Here is a 25749-nt window from a genome sequence, read left to right as displayed (position 1 = left end):
CGATGTTCGACCCCAGTGCGACGACGGGCGGACGGCACCCTCTTAGGCTGGCCCGCGATGAAGACGATCACCACGACCGAAGTCCGCGCGCAGGCCCTCCGGCTGCTCCGCTCGCTCCGGCACCACCTCACCACCCCGACCGGCGGGTACGCCCCGCTGCTCGGGGACTCGCCCCGCGCCTGGCTGCGCCGGCTTCCGTACGTCGTCGCGCTGATCATGCAGGCCTCGCTGATCCCCACCGGGATCGTCGCGCTGGTCGACTTCTACGGCGTCGCCGTGCCCATCGCCGGTGCGCTCACCGTCGCCCAGACCGCGCCGCTGCTGCTCGCCATCACCCGGCCGCTGGCCGCCTGGTGGATCAGTGCGGCCACCCTCGTCACCACGGCCTCCATCACCGCCCGGCACCACCAGTTCGGCGGCACCTGGCCGTGGACGGCGCCGATGGTCCTGGCGTACGTCTTCCTGCTGATCGCGCTCGCGCTGCGGGAGAGCCGGGCCACCCTGATCGCGGTCTGGATCGCCACGATCCTGCTCACCCTCCTCACCACCACGCTCGGCTTCCCGCACGCCGACGACGGCACCACCATGCTGCTGGTCGCCCTCGGCGGCGCCGCCCTGCTGCTCGGCTGGGCCGTCCAGGACCGCACCGAGGCCCGCCGGTTGCTCGCCGAACAGGAGCACATCAGCGAGGCCGAACGCGAGCGGCGCACCCTGCTGGAGGAGCGCGCCCGGATCGCGAGGGAACTGCACGACGTGGTCGCCCACCACATGTCGGTGATCGCCGTGCAGGCGGCCAGCGCGCCGTACCGGATCACCGGCGTACCGGCCGCGGCCACCGAGGAGTTCACCGCCATCGCCGGCACCGCCCGCGAGTCGCTGACCGAGATGCGCCGGCTACTGGGCGTGCTGCGCAGCGAGGAGTCCGCCGCCGAGAAGGTGCCGCAGCCCGGGATCGAGCAGCTGCCTCAGCTGATCGAGACGGTGGGGCGGGCCGGGGTCCCGGCCGAGCTGACGGTGGATCCGGGGCTGGCCGAGGCGGTGCCGAAGGCCGTCGGCCTGTCCGCGTACCGGATCGTGCAGGAGGCGCTGGCCAACGTGGTACGCCACGCGCCCGGTTCGCGGGCCCGGATATCCCTGGTCGACGAGGGCGCCACCCTGCTGCTGACCGTGGTGAACACGCCCCCGCCCCAGCACACCGAGTCGCTGGAGGCCTCCATGGAGGGCACCGGACAGGGACTGATCGGAATGCGGGAACGCGCCCGGCTGGTCGGTGGCAGGCTGGAGACCGGCCCGATGCCGGACGGCGGCTACAAGGTCGCCGCCGTCCTGCCCCTCGAAACCCCCCGGGAGAAGCCCGCATGACCATCCGCGTGATCATCGTCGACGACCAGGCCATGGTGCGGGCCGGCTTCGCCGCCCTGCTCAACGCCCAGAGCGACATCGACGTGGTGGGGGACGCGGCGGACGGCGCGCAGGCCCTGGAGGTGAGCGGCCGCACCCACCCGGACCTGGTGCTGATGGACGTCCGCATGCCCGTCATGGACGGTCTGGAGGCCGCCCGCCGACTGCTCGACCCCGCCGTCCCCGGCGCGCACCGGCCCAAGGTGATGATGCTGACCACCTTCGACGTGGACGACTACGTGTACGAGGCGCTGCGCGCCGGGGCCAGCGGCTTCCTGCTCAAGGACGCCCCGCCGGCCGACCTGATCTCCGCGGTCCGGGTGGTCTCGGCCGGCGAGGCGCTGCTCGCCCCCTCGGTGACCCGCCGGCTGATCGAGGACTTCGCCCGCAACCGGCCGGCCCGGCGGCGGGACCCCAAACTGCGGCTCAACGGCCTCACCCCGCGTGAGACCGAGGTGCTGGAGCTGATCGCCCGCGGCCTGTCCAACCAGGAGATAGCCGGCCGGCTGGTCCTGGCCGAGCAGACCGTCAAGACCCACATCGGGCGCATCCTCGCCAAGCTCGACCTGCGCGACCGCGCCCAGGCCGTCGTCCTCGCCTACGAGTCCGGCCTCGTGACGCCGGGCCAGTGACGCCCGCCGGCCCGGTGGTCCCGGCCGCCCCCACCCGGGCGGCACCCCCCGTGGTACCCCGAGCGATACCCCGAGTAGTACCCCGGTAGCACCCGGGAGTTGGCCCCGCGGTGTGACGTCCGCGGGGCCGTCGCATTTCTACCTTCCTTTCCGTCGAAGTCGAACGGACGAGGGAGGGGCCGGACATGGGGAAGTTTCGGGTCAAGAGAGCCATCGCGGCCAGTACGGTGATGCTGGCCGCGGTGCTCGGTCTCGGCGGCTTCTCCACGGATGCCCAACAGGCCGTCACCGGCCCGCCGCCGGGCAGCGCCGCCTGGGTGGCCGACACCGCGCTCGGCGTCCACCCGCCCGACCCGGCCACCGCCACCCCGGCCGAAGTCGCCGCGTTCTTCGCCGAGTTGACGCCCGCCCAGCAGGACGCGCTGGCCGTCCGGCACCCGCTGGTGGTCGGCAACCTGGACGGCGCCCCGGTCCAACTCCGGTACCGGGCCAACACGCTGGCCCTCACCGCGGAGCTCGGCCGCGAACTCGCCCGGGCCACCAACCCGGCGCTCACCCCGCAGGACCACGAGCAGGCCCGCACCCGCGCCGAGCGCTACCGCGCCCTGCTGGACGGCGACCGCCGGATCCTCGTCTTCGACCCGCGCGGCCGCGGCGAGGTCGCCGAGGTCTTCGGCGACCTCGCCGCCGCCCCCCGCACCGCCGTCGTCGTCCCCGGCTCGGACAACGACCTGGAGAACTTCGACCGCTCCCCCGGCTCGTACGGCACCCCCGCCGGCATGGCCCGCTCGCTCTACCAGGCCACCGACCGGCAGACCGCCGTCATCGCCTGGACCGGCTACACCACCCCGGTCGGGATCGGCCTGGGCGCCGCCACCGAGGACCTGGCCCGGGCCGGGGCCGCGCGGCTCACCCGACTGCTCGACGGACTCGCCGTCAGCACCCGTCCGCAGGCCCCGGCCACGGTGTTCTGCCACAGCTACGGCTCGGTGGTCTGCGGGCTGGCCCGCCCCGGGCCCGACCAGGCCTCCGGCGTGGTCGTCCTCGGCTCTCCCGGGATGGGCGTCGGCTCGGCCGCCGCCCTCGACCCGCGCGTCCCGCTCTGGGCCACCGCCCGCAACGACTCCGACTGGATCGGCCGGGTCCCCTACGTCTCGGTGCTCGGCCTCGGCCACGGCGCCGACCCCACCGCCCCCGGCTTCGGCGCCCACCCGCTGCCCGCCACCGGATCCGAGGGCCACGCCGGCTACTTCGCCCCCGGCACCGCCTCGCTCACCGCCTTCGCCGCCATCGCCCTCGGCCTCGACCGCTGACCGCCTCACCGAAAGGAGCACCGCCATGGCCCACCCGCTGACCGCCCTGCGCCGCGCCGCCCACCAGGTCGACGCCCGCACCCCCGAGACCCGCGACCGCGCCCTGGACGGGCTGCGCGCCCTCGCCCTGCTCGCCGTGCCGGTCGGGCACTGGCTGCTCGGCGGCTTCACGCTCTCCGCCGACGACGCCCTGCACAACGCGAGCCCGCTCTCCTCGCTCGGCGGCCTCGCCCCGATCAGCTGGGTGCTCCAGATGCTCGGGGTGTTCTTCCTGGTCGGCGGCCACTCCTCGGTCCAGTCGCTGGAGCGGGCCCGGGCCAAGGGCGTGACGTACCTGGGCTGGCTGCGCGGCCGGTCGGTGCGGCTGCTGCGCCCGGTGCTGGGGGTGACGGCCGTCTGGGCGCTGCTGATCGCGCTGCTGCCCGCGCTCGGTGTCCCCGGCGACACCGTGCGGACCGGCGCGACGCTGGTGGTGCAGCCGCTCTGGTACATCGCGGTCTACCTGGGGCTGACCGCGCTCACCCCGCTGTGCGTGGCGGCCGGGCGCCGGCTGGGCGGCTGGTCGGCGGGCGTCCTGGTGGCCGCCGTCGCCGCGGTCGACCTGCTGCGGTACGGGCCGTGGGCGGAGGCGGTGCCGTCCTGGGTCGGACTGTTGAACATCCTGCCGGGCTGGCTGTTCGGCTACCAGCTGGGCGTGCTGTGGGCGCAGGGCCGGCTCGGCCGCCCGGTGGCCCGGGTGCTGCTGGTCGGCGGCGGCGCGCTGTTCGCCACGCTGCTGCTGGCGTTCCACTACCCGGCCAGCATGGTCGGGGTGCCCGGGATGGAGCGGACCAACTCGCACCCGCCGTCCCTGCTGGTGCTGGCCCTGGCGGCGACGCAGTGCGGCGCCGCGGTGCTGCTGCGGGAGCGGCTGGGCCGGCTGCTGACCCGCCGCCCGCTGCTGTGGCTGCCGGTGGTGGTGGTCAACCTCTCGGCGATGACGATCTTCTGCTGGCACCAGAGCGCGATGCTCGCGGTGGCGGTGCCCGGCGCGGCCGGCCTGGGCGCCGTACCGGGGCTGACCACCGCGCCGGACTCGATCGGCTGGGTGGCCGCCCGGGTGGCGCTGCTTCCGCTGTTCGCGGCCGTGCTGGTGGCGATCGGGTGGTTCACCCGGCGGTTCGACGGGCCGTGGACGGCCTTCTCCCGGGCCGGGAAGGCGCTGGCCGCGGCGGGTGCGGCGCTGTTCGCCGCGTACGCGCTGGGCATGGTGTGACCTGCGCCGGAGAGTGAGGCACTGAGGGGGCGCGGACCGATCGGTCCGCGCCCCTCCGAGCCCCCTGCCCGGGCCCGCGCGCTGTCGGTCCCCTGCCCTACGCTGCGGGCATGGTGACGTTCGAGGAGTTCCGCGCGATGGCGCTCGCCCTGCCGGAGGCCGCACAGGAGCCGACCTGGGACATCGAGACCCTGCGGATCCGCGGCCGGATCTTCGCGATGGGCGCGCCCGGGGGCCGGTCCGTCACCGTCAAGGCCTCCCCCGAGGACCAGGCCGAACTGCTCGCCGCCGAGCCCGAGGTGTTCTCCAGCGCGCCGTACGTCGGGCGGCACGGCTGGGTGAGCGTCCGGCTGGACCTGGTCGATCCGGAGGAGCTGCGCGACCTCGTCGTCGAGGCCTGGCGGCGCACGGCGCCCACGCGGATGGTGCGCGCATTCGACGTGCGGGCCGCTCTGTGACGCTGAAACGACACCGCCGGTTCATGTGAGCCATCCCACAGTTTGGGCGGGCGCGTCGCCTCTCCGGGCGCCCTACGCTTGCGCAGGGAAGCAGGCAGTCTTGTCGCACCCTCCGGGCACCGCCCGAGAAACGGTGACGGGCCCTAAGGGAGTTGGTGCGGTGCGCAACCGTCGGCGCTGGAAGCGGGTACTGATCGGGGCGTTCGCGGGCTGTGCCGTGCTCGCCGACGCCGGCGCCGCGGCGGCCCAGGCGGCCGCCTCCACCGAGCAGCTGGCGATCTCCACACCCCCGGCCGGCAGCGCCGCCTGGGTCCAGGACCACAGCTTCGACCGCACCCTGCCCGACCCGGCCACCACCACCCCGGCCGCCGCCGCCGCGTTCTTCGCCTCACTCGCCCCCACCGAGCTGGACCGGCTGATCCGGGACTACCCGCTGGTCGTCGGCAACTTCGACGGCGCCCCGCTGGACCTGCGCTACCGCGCCAACAGGATCGCGCTGGCCGCCGAACGCGACAGCGCCCGGGCCCGCGCCGCCGACCACAAGCTCGACGCCGACACCCGCGAGCTGGCCGTCTCCCGCGCCAACGACGTCGAGCACCTGCTCGGCCCCGACCGGCAGATCCTCGCCTTCGACCCGCGCGGCCGCGGCCTGATCACCGAGGTGTGGGGCGACCTCGCCGACGCCGAGCGGATCTCCGTCGTCGTCCCCGGCTCGGACGCCGACCTCGGCCACTTCGACCAGGCCGCCGAACCGCTGCGCTCCCCGGCCGGCATGGCCCGCGCCCTCTACACCGAGGAGCAGCGGCAGGCGCCGAACACCCGCACCGCGGTGATCGCCTGGACCGGCTACGTCACCCCGTCCGGCCTCGGCCCGGACGCCGTCACCTCCCGGCTCGCCGACGTCGGCGCGCCCCGGCTGCAGCGGCTGCTCGCCGGGCTCAAGGAGACCACCCGGCCGGACGCGCCCCCGGCCCTGCTCTGCCACTCGTACGGCTCCGTGGTCTGCGGCAACGCCGCCCCCGAGATCCCGCGCGCGGCCGCCTCCCCCTCCGACACCTCCGGGATCACCGACCTGATGGTGTTCGGCAGCCCCGGCATGGGCGTGCAGAGCACCAGCGAGCTGGGCACCGGCGTGCACGTCTGGGCCACCCGCAACCCCACCGACTGGATCGGCAACGTCCCGTACCTGGAGGTCGGCGGCCTCGGCCACGGCGCCGACCCGACCGCCGGCGGCTTCGGCGCCGAGCAGATCTCCTCGGCCCGCGCAGCCGGCCACAACGGCTACTTCACCGAGGGCACCGACAGCCTGCACAACTTCGCGGCGATCTCGCTCGGCCACTACCAGGACGTCGTCCGGCCCGCCCCGAACTCCTAGAGCCCCACCTACTCCTAGTCCTGGTACAGGCGCAGCGCGTCCGCCGCCGCCCGGGCCAGCTCGCGGCGGGCCGCGGGCGGGGCCAGCACCTCGGCGTCCGCGCCGAAGGCGAGCAGCGCACGGACGGCCGCCGGCGCCGGGAAGACCATCGCCACCTCGACCCACTCCTCGGCCGGCCCGGCGCCCGCCTCCGGCGGCGGCGCGGTGACCCGGCCGCCGTGGATGCGGACGAACATGTCCAGCCGCCCGCGCCGCACCCGCACCCGCACCGGCAGCTCCTTCGGAAGCCGCTCCACCTGCTCGCGCAGCACCGCCCAGGCATCCCCGAGCCCCACTCCGGGGCGGCGGCGCACCGCCTCCTCGGTGGTCTCGGCGGCCAGCACCCGGTCGGCCCGGAACAGCCGGGGCTCGCCGTGCAGATCGGCCACCAGGTACCAGACCGCGGCCTTGCTCACCAGCCCGTACGGGTCCACGGTGTACTCCACCGGCGCGGGCGTGCCGCTGTGCCGGTAGCGCAGCCGCAGCCGCCGGTCGGCGAACACCGCGTACTGCAGCTCGCCCAGTTCGGGGCCGGTCGAGGCGCCGGCCGCCGGGCCGCTCTGCAGCCAGCGGGCCGGGTCGACCAGGATCCGTTCGGTGATGCGCTCGGCGGCCGGGCGGTGCGGGGCCGGCAGCGCGGCCATCACCTTGCGCAGCGCCGAGCCGAGCGCGCCGTCCAGCCCGAGGTCGCTGTGCGCGCCCTGGGCGGAGAGCACGAACAGCGCCCGGGCCTCGTCCGCGGTCAGTCCGGTGACGTCGGTGCGGTAGCCGGGCAGCAGGCTGATGCCCCCGTGCCGGCCGCGTTCGGTGAACACCGGCACGCCGGCGACGGAGAGCGACTCCACGTCGCGGTAGATGGTGCGGACGGACACCTCCAGGCGCCCGGCCAGTTCGGTGGCGGGCACCCTGCCGCGGGTCTGGAGCAGGAGCAGGATGGAGAGCAGGCGGTCGGCCTTCATGGCAGCAGAATCCCAGCAATCCTGACGGCGGTTGTCAGGTTTTACTGGGAGATTGCCGTTCGAGCCCGAAAGCCCGTACCACCCCAGGGAGCTGATTCCACGTGAACTCCGTCCAGGACGCCCGCCCGCAGTACCTGCTCGCCCTCGGCCAGTTGGAGAAGCTGTTCGCCGAGATCACCCCGGACGCCCTCGACCGGCCCACCCCGTGCAGCGCGTTCACCCTGCGGGAGCTGCTGAGCCACGTGGTCGGCGGCATCCACCGGTTCGCCTACCTGGGCGAGGGCGGCCGGGCCGAGGACGTCGCCGCCGCCACCGGGGACCTGGCGGACGACGCCTGGCCGGGCGCGCTGGACCGGGCCCGCGCCCGGGCCGTCGCGGCCTGGTCGGACGACGCCGCGCTGGACCGCCCGACCCACGCGCCCTGGGGCGTGGTGCCCGGCCGGGTCGCGGTCGGCGGCTACCTGATGGAGACGGTCGCGCACACCTGGGACATCGCCCGGGCGCTCGGCTCCCGGCAGCCGCTGGACGACGCCCTGGCGCACGCCGCGTTGGCCGTCGCCCAGGCCGTCCTGTCGGCCGAGCACCGCGGCGGCCCGGTCCCGTTCGGCGAGGTGCGGCCGGTCGCCCCGGACGCCGACGTGCACACCCGGCTGGCCGCCTGGCTCGGCCGGGAGGTCTGAGAAGGCACCCGGGACGGGAGGGGGAGCGGCCCGGGCGGCCGCTCCCCGGCCGCCGCTACTCCCGGCCGACCTGGGTGAGGCGCATGTCCGGGTAGCGGTCCCCGGCGACCTCGCCCGCCACCGGCTCCAGCCGGGCCAGCTCCTCGGCGGTGAGCCGCAGCGTGGCGGCCGCGGTGTTCTCGGCGAGCCGGCTGCGCTTGCGGGTGCCGGGGATCGGCACGACGGTGAGCCCGTGCACCTCGGCCCGCTGGTGCACCCAGGCCAGCGCGACCTGCGCGAGGGTCACCCCGCGGGCCGTCGCGATCTCCCGCAGCGGCGCCAGGAGTTCGGCGTTGGCCGCCGCGTTGGCGCCGGTGAAGCGCGGCTGGGTGCGCCGGACGTCGTCCGCCGCGAGCTGCTCGGCGGCCTGGAACGCCCCGGTCAGGAAGCCCCGGCCGAGCGGCGAGTACGGCACGAAGGCGACGCCCAGTTCGGCCGCGGCCGGCACCGCCGTGCGCTCGACGTCCCGGGCGAACACCGACCACTCGGACTGCAGCGCGGCGATCGGGTGGATCGCGTACGCCTCCCGCAGTTCGGCTCCCGTCACCTCGGACAGTCCCAGCCGGCGCACCTTGCCGGCCCGGACCAGCTCGGCCATGGTGCCGACCGAGTCGGCCAGCGGCACGGCCGGGTCGCGGCGGTGCATGTAGTAGAGGTCGATCTCGTCCACGCCGAGGCGGCGCAGCGAGGCGTCCACGGCGGCCCGGATGTACGCCGGGTCGTTGCGGATGCTGCGGCGGCCCGGGTCGTCCTCCGTGCGCTCGAGGGCGAACTTGGTGGCGAGCACCACCCGGTCGCGGTTGGCGCGGACGAAGGGGCCGATCAGCTCCTCGTTGCGGCCGAAGCCGTAGGCGTCGGCGGTGTCGAACAGGGTGACGCCGGCCTCCAGGGCGGCGTCCAGGGTGGCGAGCGCCTCGGGCCGGTCGGTCGGGCCGTAGAAGTCGCTCATGCCCATGCAGCCGAGGCCCTGGACGCCCACGAACGGGCCGTCGGTGCCGAGTTGGACGGTGGGGAGGACGGAGACGGTCATCGCTCTGCTTCTTCCTCTGCGTGCGGTGCACTCCGCTGCGGTGTACTCCGCGTGCGGCGTGCTGATGGTGGCTACTCGTGGCGGCAGACGGCCGGTTCGTCGGACGCGGCGATCCGGCCGGAGTACAGGTCGATCTTGTAGTCGAGGACGGCGAGGGTGGTCTGGAGGTCGGCGACCCGCTGGCGGACCTCCTCGCGCTGGTCGACCAGCAGTTGGCGCCGCGCCTCGTAGGTCCGCTCACCCTCGCGGGCCAGCTCCACGTAGCGGAGCATGTCGGCGATCGGCATGCCGGTCAGCCGCAGCCGGCCCAGGAAGGCCAGCCGGTGCAGGTCGGCGTCGCAGTAGCGGCGCTGGCCGCTGGCGGAGCGGTCGACCGGGTCGAGCAGGCCGATCCGCTCGTACCAGCGCAGGGTGTGGGCGGTGAGCCCGCTGGCCACGGCGACCTCGCTGATGGTGTGCCGCGGGGTCCGGTCCGGATCGCCGATCGGGCGCTGGTACACGTCGGCGCAGGTCCGCAGGTCGAGCTGGACGGGTGCGAGCGTGGCCATGAGCGGTTACCCCCTGTGGTGAGCGGTGACGACGACGCTATCGAGTTGGAGTGCACTCCAAGCAAGCCTCGCACCCGGGTGCTCCCGCCACCCGTTTTCGGGCCTTCGTTAGAGTCGGGCGCATGGAGAGCTTGCGGATGATCGAGAACTGGCCGGTGCCCCACGCCGCGGCGGCGGTGGTCCGGGGGGCGGACGGCGCGGTGCTGGGCACGTACGGGCCGCAGCAGCACCTGTTCCCGCTGGCGTCGGTGACCAAGCTGCTCACCTCGTACGCGGTGCTGGTCGCGGTCGAGGAGGGCGTCTTCGAGCTGGACGACCCGGCCGGGCCGGCCGGCTCGACCGTCCGCCACCTGCTCGCGCACACCTCCGGCCTGGGCTTCGACGAGGACCGGGTGTTCGCCGAGCCCGGCAACCGCCGGCTGTACTCCAACGCGGGCTTCGACGCGCTGGCGCGGGCACTGTCCGACGCCGCCGGGATCGAGTTCTCCCGGTACGCCGCCGAGGCGGTGTTCGAGCCGCTGGGCATGCACGACACCCTGCTGAACACCGCGCACAGGTCCCCGGCCGGCGCCGGCGGCCTGTCCACCGTCGCGGACCTGGTCCGGTTCGCCGCCGAGCTCCAGTCCCCGAAGCTGCTGGACCCGTCCACCGTCCGGCAGGCCACCCGCGAGGTCGCCTTCCCCGGCACCAGCGGCGTGCTGCCCGGCTACGGCCACCGCCGGCCGAACGACTGGGGTCTCGGCTTCGAGATCCGCGACGGCAAGGCCCCGCACTGGACGGGCACCGCCAACTCGCCCGCCACCTTCGGCCACTTCGGCCAGTCCGGCACCTTCCTGTGGGTCGACCCGGAGGCCGGCGTGGCCTGCGTCGCGCTCACCGACCGGGACTTCGGCCCGTGGGCCGCCGAGGTCTGGCCGGTCTGCTCGGACGCGGTCCTGGCCGAACTGGACAGCTGAACGACTCGAAGGCTGAAAGGACAGCCCCTAGCCGTACGAGACCGGCGAGTGCATCTCCCAGAGCAGGAGTTCGGCGCCGGTCTCGCCGGCCGTCGGGTCGGCGAAGGCGTCGCCGGTGATCCGCACGCTGTCGCCCGGGGCCATCGAGCGGCCGCCGCCCTTGGGCCCCGGGATCGTCCGGTAGCCGAGCGAGCCGGCCGTCAGGTGCGCGTACCGCCAGGCGGCCTCGGGCAGTGCGGGCAGCGGCTGCCACGGCCCCGCCGTCGCCAGCCAGAGCGCGGCGTCGCCGCGGCGCAGCCGCAGGGCGTCCGTCCCGGCGTCGCGCTCCAGCCCGGAGGCGAGCAGCGTCAACCCGCCGTCGGCCGGTTCCACCTTGCGCAGCCCGTACGCCGGGGGCGCGTCGAACACGTCCGGCTGGAGCCACATCTGGACGAAGCGGACCGGGCCGGCGGCCCCGCCGACGTTGCGCTCGGTGTGGGTGACGCCGGAGCCCGCGCCGAGGTGCTGGACCATCCCCGGGCGGACCACCCCGCCGTGCCCCCGGGAGTCCCGGTGCGCCAGCGCGCCCTCCAGCACCCAGGTGAGGATCTCGGTGTCCCGGTGCTTGTGCTCCTCGTACCCGGCGCCGGGGGCGAGGAGCTCCTCGTTGCACGCGAGCAGCGCGCCGAAGTGCGTGTTCTTCGGGTCGTAGTGGCCGGAGAAGGAGAACGCGTGTCGGGTCTCGACGCCCTCGGCCGGGGTGGAGAGGTAGCGCTCGGCGGTGCGGCGCAGGTCGGCGCGGGGGCGGGCGGCGTCGTCTGTCACGGGCCCCACGGTAGTGGGTGTGACCGGCACCACCGTGCCGCTGCACCGGGGGGTGTGCACGAGCAGTCACTCACGTGAGGCAGTCTTGTCCTTGTGCCAGCCGCTTCCGCGAACTCCAAGAGCGAACCCAGTCCCACGGCCGAGCCGACCGGGAAGAGCCCGGCCCCCAGGGCCGGCCGCGACCGCCCCGGCCGGGCGGCGCCCCGCCTCACCGCGCAGGAGCGCAGAGTCGCCGCCGAGCGGGCCGAGCGCCGGGCCGCGACGCTCAAGCGGCTGGAGAAGTCCTCGGGCAAGCTGGCCACCGCCGCGATCTCCCGGATGGACGACCAGCTCGGCTGGTACCGGCGGATGCCGCCGGAGCACCGCTCCTGGATCGGCCTGGTCGCCCAGGCCGGCATCGCCGCCTTCACCGAGTGGTACCGCCACCCGGACGCCGCCCAGGCGATCTCCACGGACGTCTTCGGCACCGCCCCGCGCGAGCTGACCAGGGCGATCACCCTGCGCCAGACCGTCGAGCTGATCCGCACCACGATCGAGGTGATGGAGGAGGCCATCGAGGAGGTGGCCGCCCCCGGCGACGAGGCGGACATGCGCGAGTCGGTGCTGGTCTACGCCCGGGAGATCGCCTTCGCGACCGCCCAGGTGTACGCCCAGGCGGCCGAGGCGCGCGGCGCCTGGGACGCCCGGCTGGAGGCGCTGGTGGTCAACTCACTGCTGTCCGGCGACGCGGACGAGGGCGTGCTGTCGCGGGCCGCGGCGCTCGGCTGGGGCCAGCCCAGCCAGGTCCGGGTGGTGATGGGCAGCGCGCCGGACGGCGACAGCGAGCTGGTGGTCGAGGCGATCCGCCGGGCCGCCCGGTACGCCAAGCTGCACGTGCTGACCGGGGTGCTGGGCAAGCGCCTGGTGGTCGTGGTCGGCGGAGACAAGGAGCCGGTGCACGCGGCCCGGGCGCTGATCGGCCAGTTCGCGCCGGGCCCGGTGGTGGTCGGCCCGACCGTGCCGGACCTGCTCTCGGCGACCCGCTCGGCGCACGCCGCCGCGGCCGGCCTGCGTGCCTGCGCCGCCTGGCCGGACGCGCCCCGCCCGGTGCTGGCCGACGACCTGTTGCCCGAGCGCGCGCTGGCCGGCGACCAGGCCGCCCGCCGCCAGCTGGTGGAGGAGATCTACACACCGCTGGACGAAGCCGGCTCGGCGCTGCTGGAGACGCTGAGCGTCTACCTGGAGCAGGCCTCCTCGCTGGAGGGCGCCGCCCGGATGCTCTTCGTCCACCCCAACACGGTGCGCTACCGGCTACGACGTGTGACCGACGTCACGGGGTACGCCCCGTCCGACGTGCGTTCGGCGTTCACGCTGCGGATCGCACTCGCCCTCGGCCGACTCACCGCGGCCGGGGAGCCGAGCTGAACCGCCTGTAGGGACCTTACAATCCCGGATGGTTTTCTTCGTTACCGTCGCCTACCCGCCCCTGGGCGCCTGGCGAGAGAGGGTTGAACCGTGCTCGTAATCGTCGCCCCTGGACAGGGTGCCCAGTCCCCCGGTTTCCTCAGCCCCTGGCTGGAGCTGGACGGTGTCGCCGACCGCCTCCGCGGCTGGTCGGAGGTCGCCGGGCTCGACCTGGTGCACGCCGGGACCGAGGCCTCCGCAGAGGAGATCAAGGACACCGCCGTCGCCCAGCCGCTGCTGGTCGCGGCCGGTCTGATGACCGCCCGTGAGCTGTTCCCGGACGAGGACGTCGCCCGCAAGCTGGTCGGCGCCGTGGCCGGCCACAGCGTCGGCGAGATCACCGCCGCCGCCGGCGCCGGAGTGCTGAGCGCGCACGACGCGCTGACCTTCGTCCGCGAGCGCGGCCGGGCGATGGCCGCGGCCGCCGCCGTCACCGAGACCGGCATGATCGCCGTGCTCGGCGGCGACCCGGAGGTCGTCGCGGCGAAGCTGGCCGAGCACGGCCTGACCGCGGCCAACAACAACGGCGGCGGCCAGATCGTCGCCGCCGGCACGCTGGCCCAGCTGGAGACGCTGAAGGCGGACCCGCCGGCCGGTGCCAAGCTGGTCGCCCTGAAGGTGGCCGGCGCCTTCCACACCGAGCACATGGCCCCGGGTGTCGAGCGGCTGGCCGCGCTGGCCCCGACGCTGACCGTGGCCGACCCGCAGGTCCGCTACGTCTCCAACAAGGACGGCGAGGTCGTGGCCTCCGGCGCCGAGGTGCTCACCCGCCTGGTGTCGCAGGTCTCCAACCCGGTCCGCTGGGACCTCTGCATGGAGACCCTCGGGCAGCTGGGCGCGACCGCCGTCATCGAGCTGTCCCCCGCGGGCACCCTCACCGGACTGGTCAAGCGCAACCTCAAGGGTGTGGCGACGCTTGCCCTCAAGACCCCCGCCGACCTGGACAAGGCCCGCGCGCTCGTCGCGGAGCACGGCGGTCAGGATCAGGAGACCCAGGCATGACGAACCCGCAGATCCGCCCGTCCGAGGGCGCGCAGTACGCGCGCATCCTCGGCGTGGGCGGCTACCGCCCGGTCCGGGTGATCCCCAACGCCGAGGTGCTGGAGTGGATCGACTCCTCGGACGAGTGGATCCGCACCCGCAGCGGGATCGCCGAGCGCCGCTGGGCCGGCCCGGAGGAGAGCGTCGCCGAGATGTCGGTGCAGGCCTCCGGCAAGGCCATCGCCCAGGCCGGGATCACCCCGGACCAGATCGGCGGCGTGATCGTTGCGACCGTCTCGCACCTCAAGCAGACCCCGGCGATCGCCACCGAGATCGCCGAGCGGCTCGGCTGCGGCACCGCCCCGGCCTTCGACATCTCGGCCGCCTGCGCGGGCTTCGGCTACGGCCTGGGCCTGGCCGACGGCATGATCCGCGGCGGCAACGCCGAGTACGTGCTGGTGATCGGCGTCGAGCGGCTGAGCGACCTGACCGACCAGTCGGACCGCTCGACCGCGTTCATCTTCGGCGACGGCGCCGGCGCCGCGGTCGTCGGCCCGTCCGACACGCCCGGTATCGGCAAGCTGATCTGGGGCTCGGACGGCTCGCAGTCCGACGTCATCTCGCAGACCCAGGCCTGGGACACCGCCTTCGCCAAGCCCGACGCCGTCAACGGCGTGGGCGAGGAGGCCAAGTGGCCGGCCCTGCGGATGGACGGCCAGCCGGTCTTCCGCTGGGCGGTGTGGGAGATGGCCAAGGTGGCCCAGCAGGCGCTGGACGCCGCCGGGGTCACCGCCGACCAGCTCGGCGCGTTCATCCCGCACCAGGCCAACATGCGCATCACCGACGCCATGATCAAGGCGCTCAAGCTGCCCGACTCGGTGCCGGTCGCCCGCGACATCGCCGAGACCGGCAACACCTCCGCGGCCTCCATCCCGCTGGCGATGGAGCGCATGCTGGAGAGCGGCGAGGCCCGCAGCGGCGACCTCGCGCTGATCATCGGCTTCGGGGCGGGTCTCGTGTACGCCGCGGCAGTCGTTACGCTCCCCTAGGCGCGTTTCGCCCCACTCATTCCGCAAAGCCTGCGTCCGGCCGCCGGTCGGACGCGTTCAACACCGAAGAGGAGCAGCCAGTATGGCTAAGGACAAGGCCGAGGTCCTGGAAGGTCTCGCCGAGATCGTCAACGAGATCGCCGGTATCCCGACCGAGGACGTCCAGGAGGACAAGTCCTTCACGGACGACCTGGACGTCGACTCGCTGTCCATGGTCGAGGTCGTCGTGGCCGCCGAGGAGCGCTTCGACGTCAAGATCCCGGACGACGAGGTCAAGAACCTGAAGACCGTCGGCGACGCGGTGAACTACATCCTCACCAACGCCACCGCCTGACCGATCGACCCGTTCGATCCGTCCAGCACGTCCGGCGTTCTCGACGCCTCGGACGGCTGAATCGTCGGCCCGGCTCCCCCGAGCCCGGCCGACCCGCCGGCCGGGACGCCCCACCGGGCGCCCGGCCGGGCCCTTCCTCGGCTCGCCGCCGACCCCACGATCGTGAGAGAAGAAGAACCAGTGACCGCTGAAAACCGTACCGTGGTCGTCACGGGTATCGGCGCCTTCACGCCGCTGGGCGGCGACGCCGCCACCACCTGGGAGAACCTGGTCGCAGGGCGCTCCGGAGTGGCGGCCCTGACCGAGGAGTGGGCCGCCGAGCTGCCCGTCAAGATCGCCGCCCGCACGGCCGTCGAGCCGGGCGAGATCCTCCCCCGGCCGCTGGCCCGCAAGCTGGACCGCTCGGCCCAGTTCGCGCTGATCGCCGCCCGTGAGGCCTGGGCCGACGCCGGCTACGAGACGCCGGCCACCGACGACTCCTCCAAGCTCGCCCCCGAGCGCCTCGGCACCGTCATCGCCTCCGGCATCGGCGGCGTGACCACCCTGCTCGACCAGTACGACGTGCTGAAGGAGAAGGGCGCCCGCAAGGTCTCCCCGCACACCGTCCCGATGCTGATGCCCAACTCCCCGGCGGCCAACGTCGGTCTGGAGGTCGGCGCCCGCGCGGGTGTGCACACCCCCGTCTCCGCCTGCGCCTCCGGCGCCGAGGCGATCGGCTACGCGATCGAGATGATCCGCACCGGCCGCGCCGACGTCGTGGTGGCCGGCGGCACCGAGGCGGCGATCCACCCGCTGCCGATCGCCGCGTTCGCCAACATGATGGCGATGTCCAAGAACAACGACGACCCCGAGCGCGCCTCCCGCCCGTACGACAAGGGCCGGGACGGCTTCGTGCTGGGCGAGGGCGCCGGCGTGGTCGTGCTGGAGTCGGTCGAGCACGCCGAGGCGCGCGGCGCCCGGATCTACTGCGAGGCCGTGGGCCAGGGCCTGTCCTCGGACGCCCACCACATCGCCCAGCCCGAGCCGACCGGCGCCGGCGTGGCCCGCGCGCTGGCCGACCTGTTCGAGCGCAACACCCTGGACAAGGCCGAGATCGTGCACGTCAACGCGCACGCCACCTCGACCCCGCAGGGTGACACCGCCGAGCTGAAGGCGCTGCGCAAGGAGCTCGGCGACGACCTCGACCACATCGCCATCTCGGCCACCAAGTCGATGACCGGCCACCTGCTGGGCGGCGCCGGCGGCATCGAGACCGTCGCCACCGTGCTGGCCCTGTACCACCGGATCGCCCCGCCGACCATCAACGTCGACGAGCTGGACGACGACGTGGACGCGGACATCGTGCGCGGCGAGGCCCGCCCGCTGCCCGAGGGCCGGATCGCGGCGCTGAACAACTCGTTCGGCTTCGGCGGCCACAACGTGGTGCTGGCCTTCCGCTCCCGGTAGTCCGCACTCCGACCCGGTACGCACCGGGTCCGAACGCACCGAGAGGGGCCGGCGCTCGCCGGCCCCTCTTCATGCGCCGCGTCGTGGGCCCGCCGGCTCAGACCACCTGGTGCAGCCAGCGCACCGGTGCGCCCTCGCCCGCGTAGCGGAACGGCTCCAGCTCGTCGTCCCAGGGCTTGCCCAGCAGCCGGGAGATCTCGGCCTCCAGGTCGGCCCCCTCGCTGCGGGCCCGCAGCAGGACGGCGCGCAGCCGGTCCTCGGGGATCAGGATGTCGCCGTGGATGCCCGTGACGGCGTGGAAGATGCCGAGCGAGGGCGTGCTGCTGTACCGCTCCCCCTCCGCCGTGGCGCAGGGCTCACTGGTGACCTCGTACCGCATCAGCTGCCAGCCGCGCAGCGCGGAGGCGACCTTCGAGGCCGTACCGGGCTCCCCTTGCCAGGAAAGCTCGGCACGCCAGTGTCCGGGCGAGGCCGGCTGGCGAATCCAGTCCAGGCTCACCCGCACACCCAGCACCCCCGCGACGGCCCACTCGACGTGCGGGCACAGCGCGCGGGGCGCGGAGTGGATGTAGAGAACTCCACGTGTCGTCACCGGGACCTCCAGGCTGTGGACGAGGGTCGCCTTCCCCAGCTGCCTCGTGCCTGCAGTTGATCCACAGTTACCCACGTTAGCCGACATTAAGCTACTAAATTGAGCAAAACGGACAGGCTTTCGCTCAATGCTAGTCGAATCCTCAACGAGGTCTACCCCTCGGCCGGATCTCTCCCCCGAACGGCCCCATCGCCAGGCGGGACCCACCGTACCGCGCCGCCCCGCACCGTGGATGACGCACTTTCGGATCCGGCCGGAATGCGGTAGTGCGGCCGATTCCCCCGCGCCCGTACGCAAACCGCCCCGCACGCCCGGTGGGGGGCGGCGGGGCGGTCGGCGAGCTGACGGAGGGTCAGCCATCCAGGCGGACCACCATCTTGCCGGTGTTGACGCCGCGCAGCAGGTCGAGGAAGGCGTCCGCGGTGCGCTCGAAACCGTCCACCACGGTCTCCTCGTGGCGCAGTTCGCCGGACGTCAGCCAGCCGGCCACGTCCGCGACGAACTGCGACTGCAGCGCCGCGTGGTCGCTGACCAGCATGCCCTCCAGGCGCAGCCGCTTGCCGATCGCGAGCGCCAGGTTGCGCGGGGCGGCGGGGGCGGTGGTGTCGTTGTACTGGGCGATCGCGCCACAGAGCACGGCGCGGCCGTGCACGGTGAGCGCGCCGATCGCGGCCTCCAGGTGGTCCCCGCCGACGTTGTCGAAGTAGAGGTCGATGCCGTCGGGGGCAGCCTGCGCCAGCTGCTCGTGGACCGGGGCGTCCTTGTAGTTGAAGGCGGCGTCGTAGCCGTAGACGTCCACCAGCTTGGCGACCTTCTCCGCCGAGCCGGCCGAACCGACCACCAGCGAGGCGCCCTTGAGCTTGGCGATCTGGCCGACCATGCTGCCGACCGCGCCGGCCGCGCCGGAGACGAAGACCTTGTCGCCCTTCTTGAGGCCGCCGACGGCGAGCAGCCCGGCGTAGGCGGTCAGGCCTGGCATGCCGAGCACGCCGAGGTAGGCGGAGAGCGGGGCGGCGGCCGGGTCGACCTTGACCGCGTGGCGGGCGTCCAGGGTGGCGTACTCGCGCCAGCCGAGGCCGTGCAGGACGGCGTCACCCGGGGCGAAGCCCTCGGCCCCGGAGGCGACCACGTGGCCGACCGCGCCGCCCTCCATGGCCTCGCCGAGCCGGAACGGCGGGGCGTAGGACTTCACGTCGTTCATCCGGCCCCGCATGTACGGGTCCACCGAGAGGAAGGCGTTGCGGACCAGGATCTCGCCCGGGCCCGGGGTCCGGACCGGGGCCTCGACCAGGGCGAAGTCGGTCGGCACCGGCCAGCCCTGGGGGCGGGCGGCGAGGTGCCATTCACGGGCGGTCGCGGGTGCGGCCTGCTCTGCCATGGGAGGAGCTCCTTAGGTGGTTCCGATGCATGAAAGGTTGAGCTACTGAAGTAACGATGGGCATGAAAGGTTCATGTTGTCAACTTTTCAGGTAGACTCTCGGACATGGACACCCAGTCGACCCAGGCCGCCACGCCGCAGTCCGACGAGATCACCCGCGAGGTCGTCGACCTGATGGCCAACCTGGTCGCGCTGTTCCATCGCGAGTACGAGGAGGCGGCCGCCGCCCGCTCGCTCACCGGCGCCCAGGCCAAGGTGCTCGCCCTGCTGCGCCGCGGCCCCATGCCGATGCGCCAGATCGCCCAGACGCTCAGCTGCGAGCCGTCCAACATCACTGGCATCGTCGACCGGCTCGAAGCCCGCGGCTTCGTCACCCGGGAGGCCGACCGGCAGGACCGCCGGGTCAAGCTGGTCGCCGCCACCGGCACCGGCGCCACCGCCTCCGAGGAACTGCGCGAATCACTGAACTTCGCCCGCGAGCCGCTGGCCGCCCTCGGCCAGGACGAGCGGGCCGTCCTGCGCGACCTGCTCCGCCGGATGGTCACCGGCGCCGCCGGCACCGGGGCGTGATCAGCATCACAGCCCCGGAGCCAAATCCGGGCCACCGCCGGAGGTAACCGAACCGCCCGTCGAAACGTCTAATGTTCGAACATCGAACACGAGAGACGGAAAGACGGGGGGACACGGAGGATGGGCAGCAGCACGCGCAGGCGCCGCTACCTGCGGACAGCCATCGGCCTGGCCGCCGTGCTGGTGCTGTCCGTCGTGGGCGCCGGGGCCTGGTTCTACCACCGGCTGGACAACAACATCACCACCTTCGACCCGGGCGGCATCGCCACCGAGCGCCCGCCCGCGCCCGCCCCGGTCACCCCCGGCGCCCAACTGCCGGTGAACATCCTGGTGCTCGGCTCGGACACCCGCGACGACGGCAACAGCGCGATCGGCGGCGGCGACGAGGGCGTCGGCCACTCCGACACCGCGATGCTGGTGCACGTCTACGCCGACCACAAGCACGCCGTCGGCGTCTCCATACCCCGGGACACCCTGGTCACCATCCCGTCCTGCAAGCTGCCGAGCGGCACCTGGACCACGCCCCGGAACAACCAGATGTTCAACTCGGCCTTCACCATAGGCGAGTTCCCCAAGGGCAACCCCGCCTGCACGCAGAACACCGTCGAGACGCTCACCGGGCTGCGGATCGACCACACCATCGTGGTCGACTTCAAGGGCGCCGCCGCGATGGCCGACGCCATCAACGGCGTGGACGTCTGTGTCCCCAACAACGTCGACTCGCACGGCATACACCTCCGGAAGGGCATGCAGAAGCTCTCCGGCCAGCCCGCGGTGGACTACCTGCGGGCCCGCTACGGCTTCGGCGACAACTCCGACATCGGGCGGATGAAGCGCCAGCAGGCCTTCGTCTCCTCGATGATCAAGAAGGTGCAGGGCCAGGGCTTCTCCCTGCCCACGCTGCTCCCGCTCGCCGACGCGGCCACCCGCTCGCTCACCGTGGACGAGGGGCTGGGCACCGCGATGAAGCTGGTGGACTTCGCCCGCTCGCTCCAGGACATCAAGCTGTCCGACATCACCTTCGTGACCGCGCCCTGGCGCTTCGCCGGCGAGCGCGTCCAGCTCGTCCAGCCGGACGCCGACACGCTGTGGCGGCTGCTGCGCGAGGACCGCACCCTGGACGGCCAGAGCACCTCCGGCACCGACACCCCGGCGCCCTCCCCCACCGCCCCCGGCCCCGACGGCGCGACCCCGGGAGCCGCGGCCGGCCCGTCCGCGCCGCTCACGCCCGAGCAGGCCGCGGCGCCCGTGCTGGTGGTCAACGGCGTCGGCACCCCCGGCCTGTCCACCTCCGGCGGGGAGGCGCTGCGGGCCCGGGGCTTCCAGAACGTCACGCTCGGCAAGCCCGCCGGCGGACGGCTGCAGACCGAGATCAGCTACGACCCGGCCCTGAAGGCCGCCGCCGACCAGGTGGCCGCGCTCTTCCCGGGGTCGCGCGCGGTCGAGGAGCCGGGCTCCGAGGGCATCACCGTCACCCTGGGCCGCGACTACCGCCCAAGCCCCGCCACCAAGCTGGACGCGGTCGGCAGCGGCCCCGGCGCGAAGCCCTCCGCCCCCGCCACCGCCGACCCGAGCGGCGTGCCCAGCGGGGTGCCCACCGGCATAGCGGAGAACACCCGCGGCGCCGACACCGACCCGTGCGCCGACCTGACCTTCGGATGAGCCCGTCCGGGGCCTCCCCGCTCCGGCTCCGGGCCCACTCGGGCGCCGGGTCTACTCCGGGTCGGGCAGGCCGGTGACGACGGCGGTGAGCCGGGTGCCGCGGGGGAAGGCTCCGGCGGCGGCCAGGCCGGTCAGCGCGGCCAGCAGTTTGGCCACGTAGCGGCGTTCCAGCGGGATGCCGTGGCGGGCTTCGAACCGCTCGGCGAAGGCGGCCAGTTCGGCCGGGACCTTGCCGTAGCCGCCGCCGTGGTGCGCGTGGTCGATCCGCCAGTTGTCGAACTCCCGGCCGTGGGCGGCCCGGTGGAGCCGGGCGACCTCGCCCTCCAGATAGCCCTCGCCGCCGCGCAGCACGGCCACGCCGAGCGCCCGCGCGCCCGGTGGCAGGCCGGCCGCGATGCCCGCCAGGGTGCCGCCGGTGCCGACCGGGCAGCAGACCACGTCGTGCCCGCCCAGGTCGGGCAGTTCGGCCGGGATCGCCGCCGCGCCGGTCACCGCCAGCGCGTTGGAACCGCCCTCCGGGAGCACCAGGCAGGGGCCCCAGCGCCCCTGCGGACCGGCCGTGGGGCCGCCGTCGGCGCGGCCGGTGGCCTCCCGGTACTCGGCGCGGGTCAGGAACTCCAGCCGCATCCCGGCCCGTTCGGCCGCCCGCAGCGACCAGTTGCGCGGCCGGTCGGCCAGTTCCTCGCCGCGGACCAGCCCGACGCTCTCCAGGCCGAGTGCCCCGGCGGCGGCCGCGACCGCCCGCAGGTGGGTGGAGTACGCCCCGCCGAAGGTCAGCAGCCGGGTGTGGCCCTGGGCGACGGCGGCCGCCAGGTTGGGCGCGAGCTTGCGCCACTTGTTGCCCGGGACGCTCGGGTGCAGCAGGTCGTCCCGTTTGAGCCGCAGCTCCACCCCGGCCCGCGCGAACACCTCGTCGGTGCAGTCCACCAGCGGGGTCGGCAGCAGGGCGGGTTCGAGCATCCGGCCAGCTTACGACCGGCCGGTCGGGGTGAGCAGCCCCAGGTTGTAGGCGGCGGCGACGGCGGAGGCGCGGTCCTTGACGTCGAGCTTGGCGTAGACGTGGATCAGGTGGGTCTTCACGGTGGCCTCGCTGATGAACAGCCGGGCCGCGGCCTCCCGGTTGGTGGCCCCGGAGGCGACCAGTTCCAGCACCTCCAGCTCGCGCGGGCTGAGCGGCTCCCGCACGGGCGCGCGGACCTGGCCGAGCAGCTTGGCGGCGACGGTCGGCGCGATCACCGAGGCGCCGCGGGCGGCCTCCCGGACGGCGTGGAACAGCTCCTCCCGGGCCGCGTCCTTGAGCAGGTAGCCGGTGGCGCCGGCCCGGACGGCGGGCAGCACGTCGGCGTCGGTGTCGTAGGTGGTGAGCACCAGGACCCGCCCGGGCAGGCCGCGTTCGGCCATCTCGCGGATCGCGGTGACGCCGTCCATCCGCGGCATCCGCAGGTCCATCAGCACCACGTCCGGGCGCAGCGCGGCGACCAGGACCAGCGCCTCGGCGCCGTCCCCGGCCTCGCCGACCACCTCGAAGCCGGGGGCGGCGGTGAACATCCCGCGCAGCCCGTCCCGGACCACCGGGTGGTCGTCCACCAACAGCAGTCTGATCGTCGTCGCGTCGCTCACGGTTCTACTCCTCCATGCTGATCGCCGGCAGGGTCGCGGACACGGTCGTGCCGGCGCCCGGTTCGGTCTCCAGGTCGAGCCGCCCGGCCAGGCGCTGCACGCGGCGGCGCATCACGTCCAGGCCGTAGCCGCCGCCGGTGGCCCGGGAGGCGGGCTCGGCGGCCGGGTCGAAGCCGACGCCGTCGTCCCGGACGTCCAGGGTGACCAGGTCGGGCATGTACGAGAGGGTGACGCCGACCCGGGAGGCCCGCGCGTACTTGGCGGCGTTGGCCAGCGACTCCTGGGCGATCCGCAGCAGGGTCACCTCTACCTCGGGGTGCAGCGGGCGGGCCTCGCCGGTGACGGTCAGCCCGGCGGCGGCGCCGTTGCGCTCCCGCCACTGCTCGACCAGCTCCGCCAGCGCCTCCGGCAGCGCGGCCCGCTCCAGCTCGATCGGGCGCAGCGCGTGGACGGCCCGGCGGGCCTGGGTCAGGCTCTCCCGGGCGAGGGCCGCCGCGTTCGCCCGGTGCCGCTCGGCGGCCGCGGCGTCCTGGGCGCGGGTCTGGTCGGCGGCCTGGAGCTGGGTGACGATCCCGGCCAGGCCCTGGGCGACGGTGTCGTGGATCTCCCGGGCGAGCCGGCGGCGCTCGTCCGCGGCCCCGGCCTCCCGGGCCTGGACGAGGAGTTGGGCATGCAGTCCGGCGTTCTCGGCGAGGGTCTCGGTGAGCAGCCGGTTGGCCTCGGCGAGTTCGGCGTTGGCGGCCTTGCGGCGGGCGCTCAGCCGGTCGGCGACCTCGCGGAGCGCGAACAGCAACCCGACCACCATCAGGTTGAAGGCGACGACGGTCAGCAGTCCGCCGAACTCCGCCGGGCTGTCGGGCAGGGCCCCGCCGACCTGGGAGAGCGAGGTGGGAACGGTGGCCGCGGCCGCGCCCGCCATCCGGCCCCGGCCCCACAGGTACTGGGCGGCGTGCAGGTAGCCGGTGAAGGCGAAGAAGCCGAAGATCGGGTTGTCCAGCACCAGCACGGTGGTCAGCGCCAGCAGGACGGCGAAGTGGGCGCCGGCGTACCGGGCGCGGCCGTCCGGCCCCGGCGTGCGGTCGAGCACCGAGCGCAGGACCAGCCACAGGAAGGCGGCGGCCGCCACCGGGAGGGTGGCGGCCGCGGAGCGCGCGGTCGGGACGGGGACCAGCAGGGCCAGAGCGGTGGCGAGCAGCAGGGCGACGAAGCAGAACGGGCCGATCAGCCGGTCCAACCGGTCCAACCAGTCGCCGAGCGCGCTCTCGTCGGCCGGTGGCCGCATGATCATTCCCACCGGAACAGCCTGGCAGCCGCGGCCCCCGCGAGCACCGCGTACGCCGCGAGTGTGAGCAGGCCCACGGCGTGCGGGAAGCGCCCGGACCAAGCGTCCTGCAGGGTCTGGACGGCGGCGCCGCTGGGGGTGAAGTCGCCGATCCGGTTGAGCAGGGCCGGCGAGAACTCGCGCGGCAGCCAGATCCCGGAGAAGAACATCATCGGGAAGAAGGCCAGCGCGCCGACCGCGTTGCCGGCCTTGGCGGACGGGACGACCGCGGCGAGCAGCAGGCCGACCGACAGCAGCGCGGCGGCGGCCAGCAGGAAGGCCAGCAGGAACCCCAGCGGCCGGCGCGGCAGCGACACCCCGAGCAACGGCCCGGCCGCCACCACCAGCAGCACCGAGACGACGGCGACGCCCAGGTACAGCGGCAGCAGCGCGCCGAACAGCAGCGCCGGGCGGACGGGGCTGGCGGACATCCGGCGCAGCACGCCGCGTTCGCGGTAGGTGGCGAGCAGCGAGGGCAGGCCGTTGAGGCCGAGCAGCAGCAGGGTGAAGACGGCCAGGATCGGCGCGTACAGCTGGATGGTGCTCATGCCGTGCATGTCGGGCGAGGTCTTGCGCAGGGCCGGGACGGAGCCGAGGACGAGGAACAGCACGACGGGGAAGGCGAGGCTGAACAAGGCGGTCAGCGGGTCGCGGAGGAACAGGCGGGCCTCGGCGACGGCCAGGCGGCGGACGGCGTGGGCGGTGTGGTGGGCGGTGTGGTGGGCGGTGCGGTTCACGGTGGTGGTCCCCTCGGGCGTGGTGATGGCGGCTCAGGAGTCGTGGCGGGTCAGAGGGCGTGACGGCTCAGGGGGCGTGACGGCTCAGGTGTCGCGGTGAGTCAGGAAGTGTGACGGCTCAGGAGTCGTGGCGGGTCAGGGCGAGGTAGGCGTCGTCCAGGCTGTGCTCGCGGATCCGCAGCCCGGTGACGACGATCCCCTCGCGGGCGAGCAGGCCGGTGACCTCGTCGGCGAAGTCCCCGACGCCGGAGACCTCGACCCGGCCGTCCCGCTCCTCGACCCCGGTGACCCCCGGCAGGGCCGCCAGCCGGGCGGTGTCCAGCGGCCCGCTGGGGCGGAAGCCGAGCGTGCCGCCGGTGCCGGAGCGGGCGATCAGCTCCGCGGGGGTGCCGGTGGCGACGATCCGTCCGCCGTCGAGGACGGCGGCCCGGTCGCAGAGCGCCTCGACCTCGTCCATGAAGTGCGAGACCAGGACCACCGTCACGCCCTCGTCGCGGATCCGCCGGACCAGCTCCCAGGTGTCCCGGCGGCCCTGCGGGTCGAGCGCGGTGGTCAGCTCGTCCAGGAAGGCCACCTCGGGGTTGCCGATCAGGGCGAGGGCGACGAGCAGCCGCTGGCGCTGGCCGCCGGAGAGCTTGTCGAACGGGGTCCGGCGCTGGTCGGCGAGCCCCCACTCGTCGAGCAGCTCGCGCCAGTCCCTGGGGTTCGGGTAGAGCGCGGCGTACAGTTCCAGCGCCTCGCCGACCCGCAGCGCGCCCTGCAACTGGGCCTGCTGGAGCTGGATGCCGATCCTCGGCCGCAGCCGGTGGGCGTCCTTCACCGGGTCCAGGCCGAGGACGCGGACCGTCCCCGCGTCGGCCCGGCGCAGGCCCTCGCAGCACTCCACGGCGGTCGTCTTGCCCGCGCCGTTCGGCCCCAGCAGGCCGAACACCTCGCCGCGCTCCACGCCGAAGGAGACCCCCTCCAGCACCTGGCGCCGCCCGTAGGCCTTGCGCAGCCCCGCCACCTCGATCACGGCCATCGCGCCGTTCCCTCCCGCTCGTCCCCGCTGGTCCGGCCGGTTCTTCCGGCCTGCGACGAGCTTCCCGCGCGGGGCCCCGGCCGCGGATCGACCGGACGGTCAGAGC

Annotated in this window: 26 protein-coding genes; 15 read left to right on the top strand and 11 right to left on the bottom strand. The window is 74.2% G+C overall.

Going from position 1 to position 25749, the window contains the following annotated elements; translation table 11 throughout:
- Nucleotides 1–57: 57 nt before the first annotated feature.
- The 6 genes from AB0O19_RS17665 (at nt 58) to AB0O19_RS17640 (ending at nt 6434) form a co-directional block, all read left to right on the top strand.
- Nucleotides 58–1362 carry a sensor histidine kinase gene (locus AB0O19_RS17665; RefSeq protein WP_363580684.1) on the top strand — a complete coding sequence of 435 codons (1305 nt, stop codon included), beginning with the start codon at nt 58–60 and terminating at the stop codon, nt 1360–1362.
- Nucleotides 1359–2033: a response regulator transcription factor gene (locus tag AB0O19_RS17660; protein ID WP_063347446.1), complete on the top strand. Its 675-nt coding sequence runs from the start codon at nt 1359–1361 to the stop codon at nt 2031–2033. Before AB0O19_RS17665 ends, AB0O19_RS17660 begins: the two co-directional genes overlap by 4 nt.
- 230 nt (nt 2034–2263) lie before the next feature.
- Nucleotides 2264–3346: an alpha/beta hydrolase gene (locus tag AB0O19_RS17655; protein ID WP_363620432.1), complete on the top strand. Its 1083-nt coding sequence runs from the start codon at nt 2264–2266 to the stop codon at nt 3344–3346.
- A 25-nt stretch (nt 3347–3371) separates the two neighbouring features.
- On the top strand, nt 3372–4601 hold the full coding sequence (locus tag AB0O19_RS17650) for an acyltransferase (RefSeq protein ID WP_363620371.1): 1230 nt from the start codon (nt 3372–3374) through the stop codon (nt 4599–4601).
- A gap of 110 nt (nt 4602–4711) precedes the next feature.
- The gene (locus tag AB0O19_RS17645) at nt 4712–5059 is read left to right on the top strand and encodes an MmcQ/YjbR family DNA-binding protein (protein ID WP_363620369.1); all 348 of its coding nucleotides are present in this window, start codon (nt 4712–4714) and stop codon (nt 5057–5059) included.
- A gap of 160 nt (nt 5060–5219) precedes the next feature.
- Nucleotides 5220–6434 (top strand): alpha/beta hydrolase, encoded by a 1215-nt coding sequence (locus tag AB0O19_RS17640; protein WP_363620367.1) that lies wholly within the window; start codon nt 5220–5222, stop codon nt 6432–6434.
- A gap of 14 nt (nt 6435–6448) precedes the next feature.
- Here the strand turns inward: AB0O19_RS17640 and AB0O19_RS17635 are convergent, their stop codons facing one another.
- Entirely contained in the window at nt 6449–7432 is a 984-nt protein-coding gene (locus tag AB0O19_RS17635) for a WYL domain-containing protein (protein ID WP_363620366.1), read from the bottom strand.
- A gap of 101 nt (nt 7433–7533) precedes the next feature.
- Between AB0O19_RS17635 and AB0O19_RS17630 the strand changes: the two genes are divergently transcribed.
- Nucleotides 7534–8112 (top strand): TIGR03086 family metal-binding protein, encoded by a 579-nt coding sequence (locus AB0O19_RS17630; protein ID WP_363620364.1) that lies wholly within the window; start codon nt 7534–7536, stop codon nt 8110–8112.
- Between the two features lie 55 nt (nt 8113–8167).
- Here AB0O19_RS17630 and AB0O19_RS17625 read toward each other — a convergent pair whose 3' ends face one another.
- A complete protein-coding gene (locus tag AB0O19_RS17625) occupies nt 8168–9181 on the bottom strand; it encodes an aldo/keto reductase (protein WP_363586294.1) in 1014 nt (337 codons plus the stop codon).
- Nucleotides 9182–9252: 71 nt separating this feature from the next.
- On the bottom strand, nt 9253–9729 hold the full coding sequence (locus AB0O19_RS17620; RefSeq protein WP_363620362.1) for a MerR family transcriptional regulator: 477 nt from the start codon (nt 9727–9729) through the stop codon (nt 9253–9255).
- A 122-nt stretch (nt 9730–9851) separates the two neighbouring features.
- Here AB0O19_RS17620 and AB0O19_RS17615 point away from each other — a divergent pair, with 122 nt between their 5' ends.
- A complete protein-coding gene (locus tag AB0O19_RS17615) occupies nt 9852–10685 on the top strand; it encodes a serine hydrolase domain-containing protein (RefSeq protein WP_363620360.1) in 834 nt (277 codons plus the stop codon).
- Nucleotides 10686–10712: 27 nt separating this feature from the next.
- Here AB0O19_RS17615 and AB0O19_RS17610 read toward each other — a convergent pair whose 3' ends face one another.
- Nucleotides 10713–11489: a pirin family protein gene (locus AB0O19_RS17610; protein WP_363620358.1), complete on the bottom strand. Its 777-nt coding sequence runs from the start codon at nt 11487–11489 to the stop codon at nt 10713–10715.
- A gap of 273 nt (nt 11490–11762) precedes the next feature.
- On the opposite strand from AB0O19_RS17610, the gene AB0O19_RS17605 reads away from it, so the two are divergent.
- The 5 genes from AB0O19_RS17605 to fabF all read left to right on the top strand — a co-directional run bounded on the left by AB0O19_RS17605 (nt 11763) and on the right by fabF (nt 16742).
- Nucleotides 11763–12893, top strand: a complete 1131-nt coding sequence (locus tag AB0O19_RS17605; protein WP_363620430.1) for a helix-turn-helix domain-containing protein — start codon at nt 11763–11765, stop codon at nt 12891–12893.
- A 90-nt stretch (nt 12894–12983) separates the two neighbouring features.
- A complete protein-coding gene (locus tag AB0O19_RS17600) occupies nt 12984–13934 on the top strand; it encodes an ACP S-malonyltransferase (protein WP_063347458.1) in 951 nt (316 codons plus the stop codon).
- A complete protein-coding gene (locus tag AB0O19_RS17595) occupies nt 13931–14962 on the top strand; it encodes a beta-ketoacyl-ACP synthase III (protein ID WP_363586298.1) in 1032 nt (343 codons plus the stop codon). The genes AB0O19_RS17600 and AB0O19_RS17595 overlap by 4 nt, the downstream gene beginning before the upstream one ends.
- 82 nt (nt 14963–15044) lie before the next feature.
- Nucleotides 15045–15296 (top strand): acyl carrier protein, encoded by a 252-nt coding sequence (locus AB0O19_RS17590; RefSeq protein ID WP_363620356.1) that lies wholly within the window; start codon nt 15045–15047, stop codon nt 15294–15296.
- Between the two features lie 180 nt (nt 15297–15476).
- Nucleotides 15477–16742, top strand: coding sequence for a beta-ketoacyl-ACP synthase II (gene fabF, locus AB0O19_RS17585; protein WP_363586300.1), 1266 nt, complete (start codon nt 15477–15479; stop codon nt 16740–16742).
- 97 nt (nt 16743–16839) lie between these two features.
- Here fabF and AB0O19_RS17580 read toward each other — a convergent pair whose 3' ends face one another.
- Both AB0O19_RS17580 and AB0O19_RS17575 read right to left on the bottom strand, forming a co-directional pair.
- The gene (locus AB0O19_RS17580; RefSeq protein WP_063347462.1) at nt 16840–17334 is read right to left on the bottom strand and encodes a DUF3145 domain-containing protein; all 495 of its coding nucleotides are present in this window, start codon (nt 17332–17334) and stop codon (nt 16840–16842) included.
- Between the two features lie 352 nt (nt 17335–17686).
- Complete coding sequence (locus tag AB0O19_RS17575) at nt 17687–18712, bottom strand: NADP-dependent oxidoreductase (protein ID WP_363586301.1); 1026 nt, start codon at nt 18710–18712, stop codon at nt 17687–17689.
- 105 nt (nt 18713–18817) lie between these two features.
- Between AB0O19_RS17575 and AB0O19_RS17570 the strand changes: the two genes are divergently transcribed.
- Together AB0O19_RS17570 and AB0O19_RS17565 are read left to right on the top strand one after the other, a co-directional pair.
- Complete coding sequence (locus AB0O19_RS17570) at nt 18818–19282, top strand: MarR family transcriptional regulator (protein WP_363620354.1); 465 nt, start codon at nt 18818–18820, stop codon at nt 19280–19282.
- A gap of 120 nt (nt 19283–19402) precedes the next feature.
- Entirely contained in the window at nt 19403–20944 is a 1542-nt protein-coding gene (locus AB0O19_RS17565; protein WP_363620352.1) for an LCP family protein, read from the top strand.
- Between the two features lie 51 nt (nt 20945–20995).
- Here the strand turns inward: AB0O19_RS17565 and AB0O19_RS17560 are convergent, their stop codons facing one another.
- The 5 genes from AB0O19_RS17560 to AB0O19_RS17540 all read right to left on the bottom strand — a co-directional run bounded on the left by AB0O19_RS17560 (nt 20996) and on the right by AB0O19_RS17540 (nt 25643).
- A complete protein-coding gene (locus AB0O19_RS17560; protein ID WP_363620350.1) occupies nt 20996–21904 on the bottom strand; it encodes a pyridoxal-phosphate dependent enzyme in 909 nt (302 codons plus the stop codon).
- Between the two features lie 9 nt (nt 21905–21913).
- Nucleotides 21914–22564: a response regulator transcription factor gene (locus AB0O19_RS17555; protein ID WP_363586305.1), complete on the bottom strand. Its 651-nt coding sequence runs from the start codon at nt 22562–22564 to the stop codon at nt 21914–21916.
- Between the two features lie 4 nt (nt 22565–22568).
- Nucleotides 22569–23852 carry a sensor histidine kinase gene (locus AB0O19_RS17550; RefSeq protein WP_363620428.1) on the bottom strand — a complete coding sequence of 428 codons (1284 nt, stop codon included), beginning with the start codon at nt 23850–23852 and terminating at the stop codon, nt 22569–22571.
- Complete coding sequence (locus tag AB0O19_RS17545; RefSeq protein WP_363620348.1) at nt 23849–24622, bottom strand: ABC transporter permease; 774 nt, start codon at nt 24620–24622, stop codon at nt 23849–23851. Before AB0O19_RS17545 ends, AB0O19_RS17550 begins: the two co-directional genes overlap by 4 nt.
- Nucleotides 24623–24740: 118 nt before the next feature.
- A complete protein-coding gene (locus AB0O19_RS17540; RefSeq protein ID WP_363620346.1) occupies nt 24741–25643 on the bottom strand; it encodes an ABC transporter ATP-binding protein in 903 nt (300 codons plus the stop codon).
- Nucleotides 25644–25749: the final 106 nt, after the last annotated feature.

This window comes from Kitasatospora sp. NPDC091276 (assembly GCF_040684355.1).
Taxonomy (GTDB): Bacteria; Actinomycetota; Actinomycetes; order Streptomycetales; family Streptomycetaceae; genus Kitasatospora.
This window is presented reverse-complemented; position numbering and strand designations above follow the sequence as displayed.

Bases quoted from the DNA above. Each gene is read 5' to 3' on its own strand.
- AB0O19_RS17665 (WP_363580684.1), top strand. From the start codon at position 58: ATGAAGACGATCACCACGACCGAAGTCCGCGCGCAGGCCCTCCGGCTG.
- AB0O19_RS17660 (WP_063347446.1), top strand. From the start codon at position 1,359: ATGACCATCCGCGTGATCATCGTCGACGACCAGGCCATGGTGCGGGCC.
- AB0O19_RS17655 (WP_363620432.1), top strand. From the start codon at position 2,264: ATGCTGGCCGCGGTGCTCGGTCTCGGCGGCTTCTCCACGGATGCCCAA.
- AB0O19_RS17650 (WP_363620371.1), top strand. From the start codon at position 3,372: ATGGCCCACCCGCTGACCGCCCTGCGCCGCGCCGCCCACCAGGTCGAC.
- AB0O19_RS17645 (WP_363620369.1), top strand. From the start codon at position 4,712: ATGGTGACGTTCGAGGAGTTCCGCGCGATGGCGCTCGCCCTGCCGGAG.
- AB0O19_RS17635 (WP_363620366.1), bottom strand. From the start codon at position 7,432: ATGAAGGCCGACCGCCTGCTCTCCATCCTGCTCCTGCTCCAGACCCGC.
- AB0O19_RS17625 (WP_363586294.1), bottom strand. From the start codon at position 9,181: ATGACCGTCTCCGTCCTCCCCACCGTCCAACTCGGCACCGACGGCCCG.
- AB0O19_RS17620 (WP_363620362.1), bottom strand. From the start codon at position 9,729: ATGGCCACGCTCGCACCCGTCCAGCTCGACCTGCGGACCTGCGCCGAC.
- AB0O19_RS17615 (WP_363620360.1), top strand. From the start codon at position 9,852: ATGGAGAGCTTGCGGATGATCGAGAACTGGCCGGTGCCCCACGCCGCG.
- AB0O19_RS17595 (WP_363586298.1), top strand. From the start codon at position 13,931: ATGACGAACCCGCAGATCCGCCCGTCCGAGGGCGCGCAGTACGCGCGC.
- AB0O19_RS17590 (WP_363620356.1), top strand. From the start codon at position 15,045: ATGGCTAAGGACAAGGCCGAGGTCCTGGAAGGTCTCGCCGAGATCGTC.
- AB0O19_RS17575 (WP_363586301.1), bottom strand. From the start codon at position 18,712: ATGGCAGAGCAGGCCGCACCCGCGACCGCCCGTGAATGGCACCTCGCC.
- AB0O19_RS17570 (WP_363620354.1), top strand. From the start codon at position 18,818: ATGGACACCCAGTCGACCCAGGCCGCCACGCCGCAGTCCGACGAGATC.
- AB0O19_RS17565 (WP_363620352.1), top strand. From the start codon at position 19,403: ATGGGCAGCAGCACGCGCAGGCGCCGCTACCTGCGGACAGCCATCGGC.
- AB0O19_RS17560 (WP_363620350.1), bottom strand. From the start codon at position 21,904: ATGCTCGAACCCGCCCTGCTGCCGACCCCGCTGGTGGACTGCACCGAC.
- AB0O19_RS17550 (WP_363620428.1), bottom strand. From the start codon at position 23,852: ATGATCATGCGGCCACCGGCCGACGAGAGCGCGCTCGGCGACTGGTTG.
- AB0O19_RS17540 (WP_363620346.1), bottom strand. From the start codon at position 25,643: ATGGCCGTGATCGAGGTGGCGGGGCTGCGCAAGGCCTACGGGCGGCGC.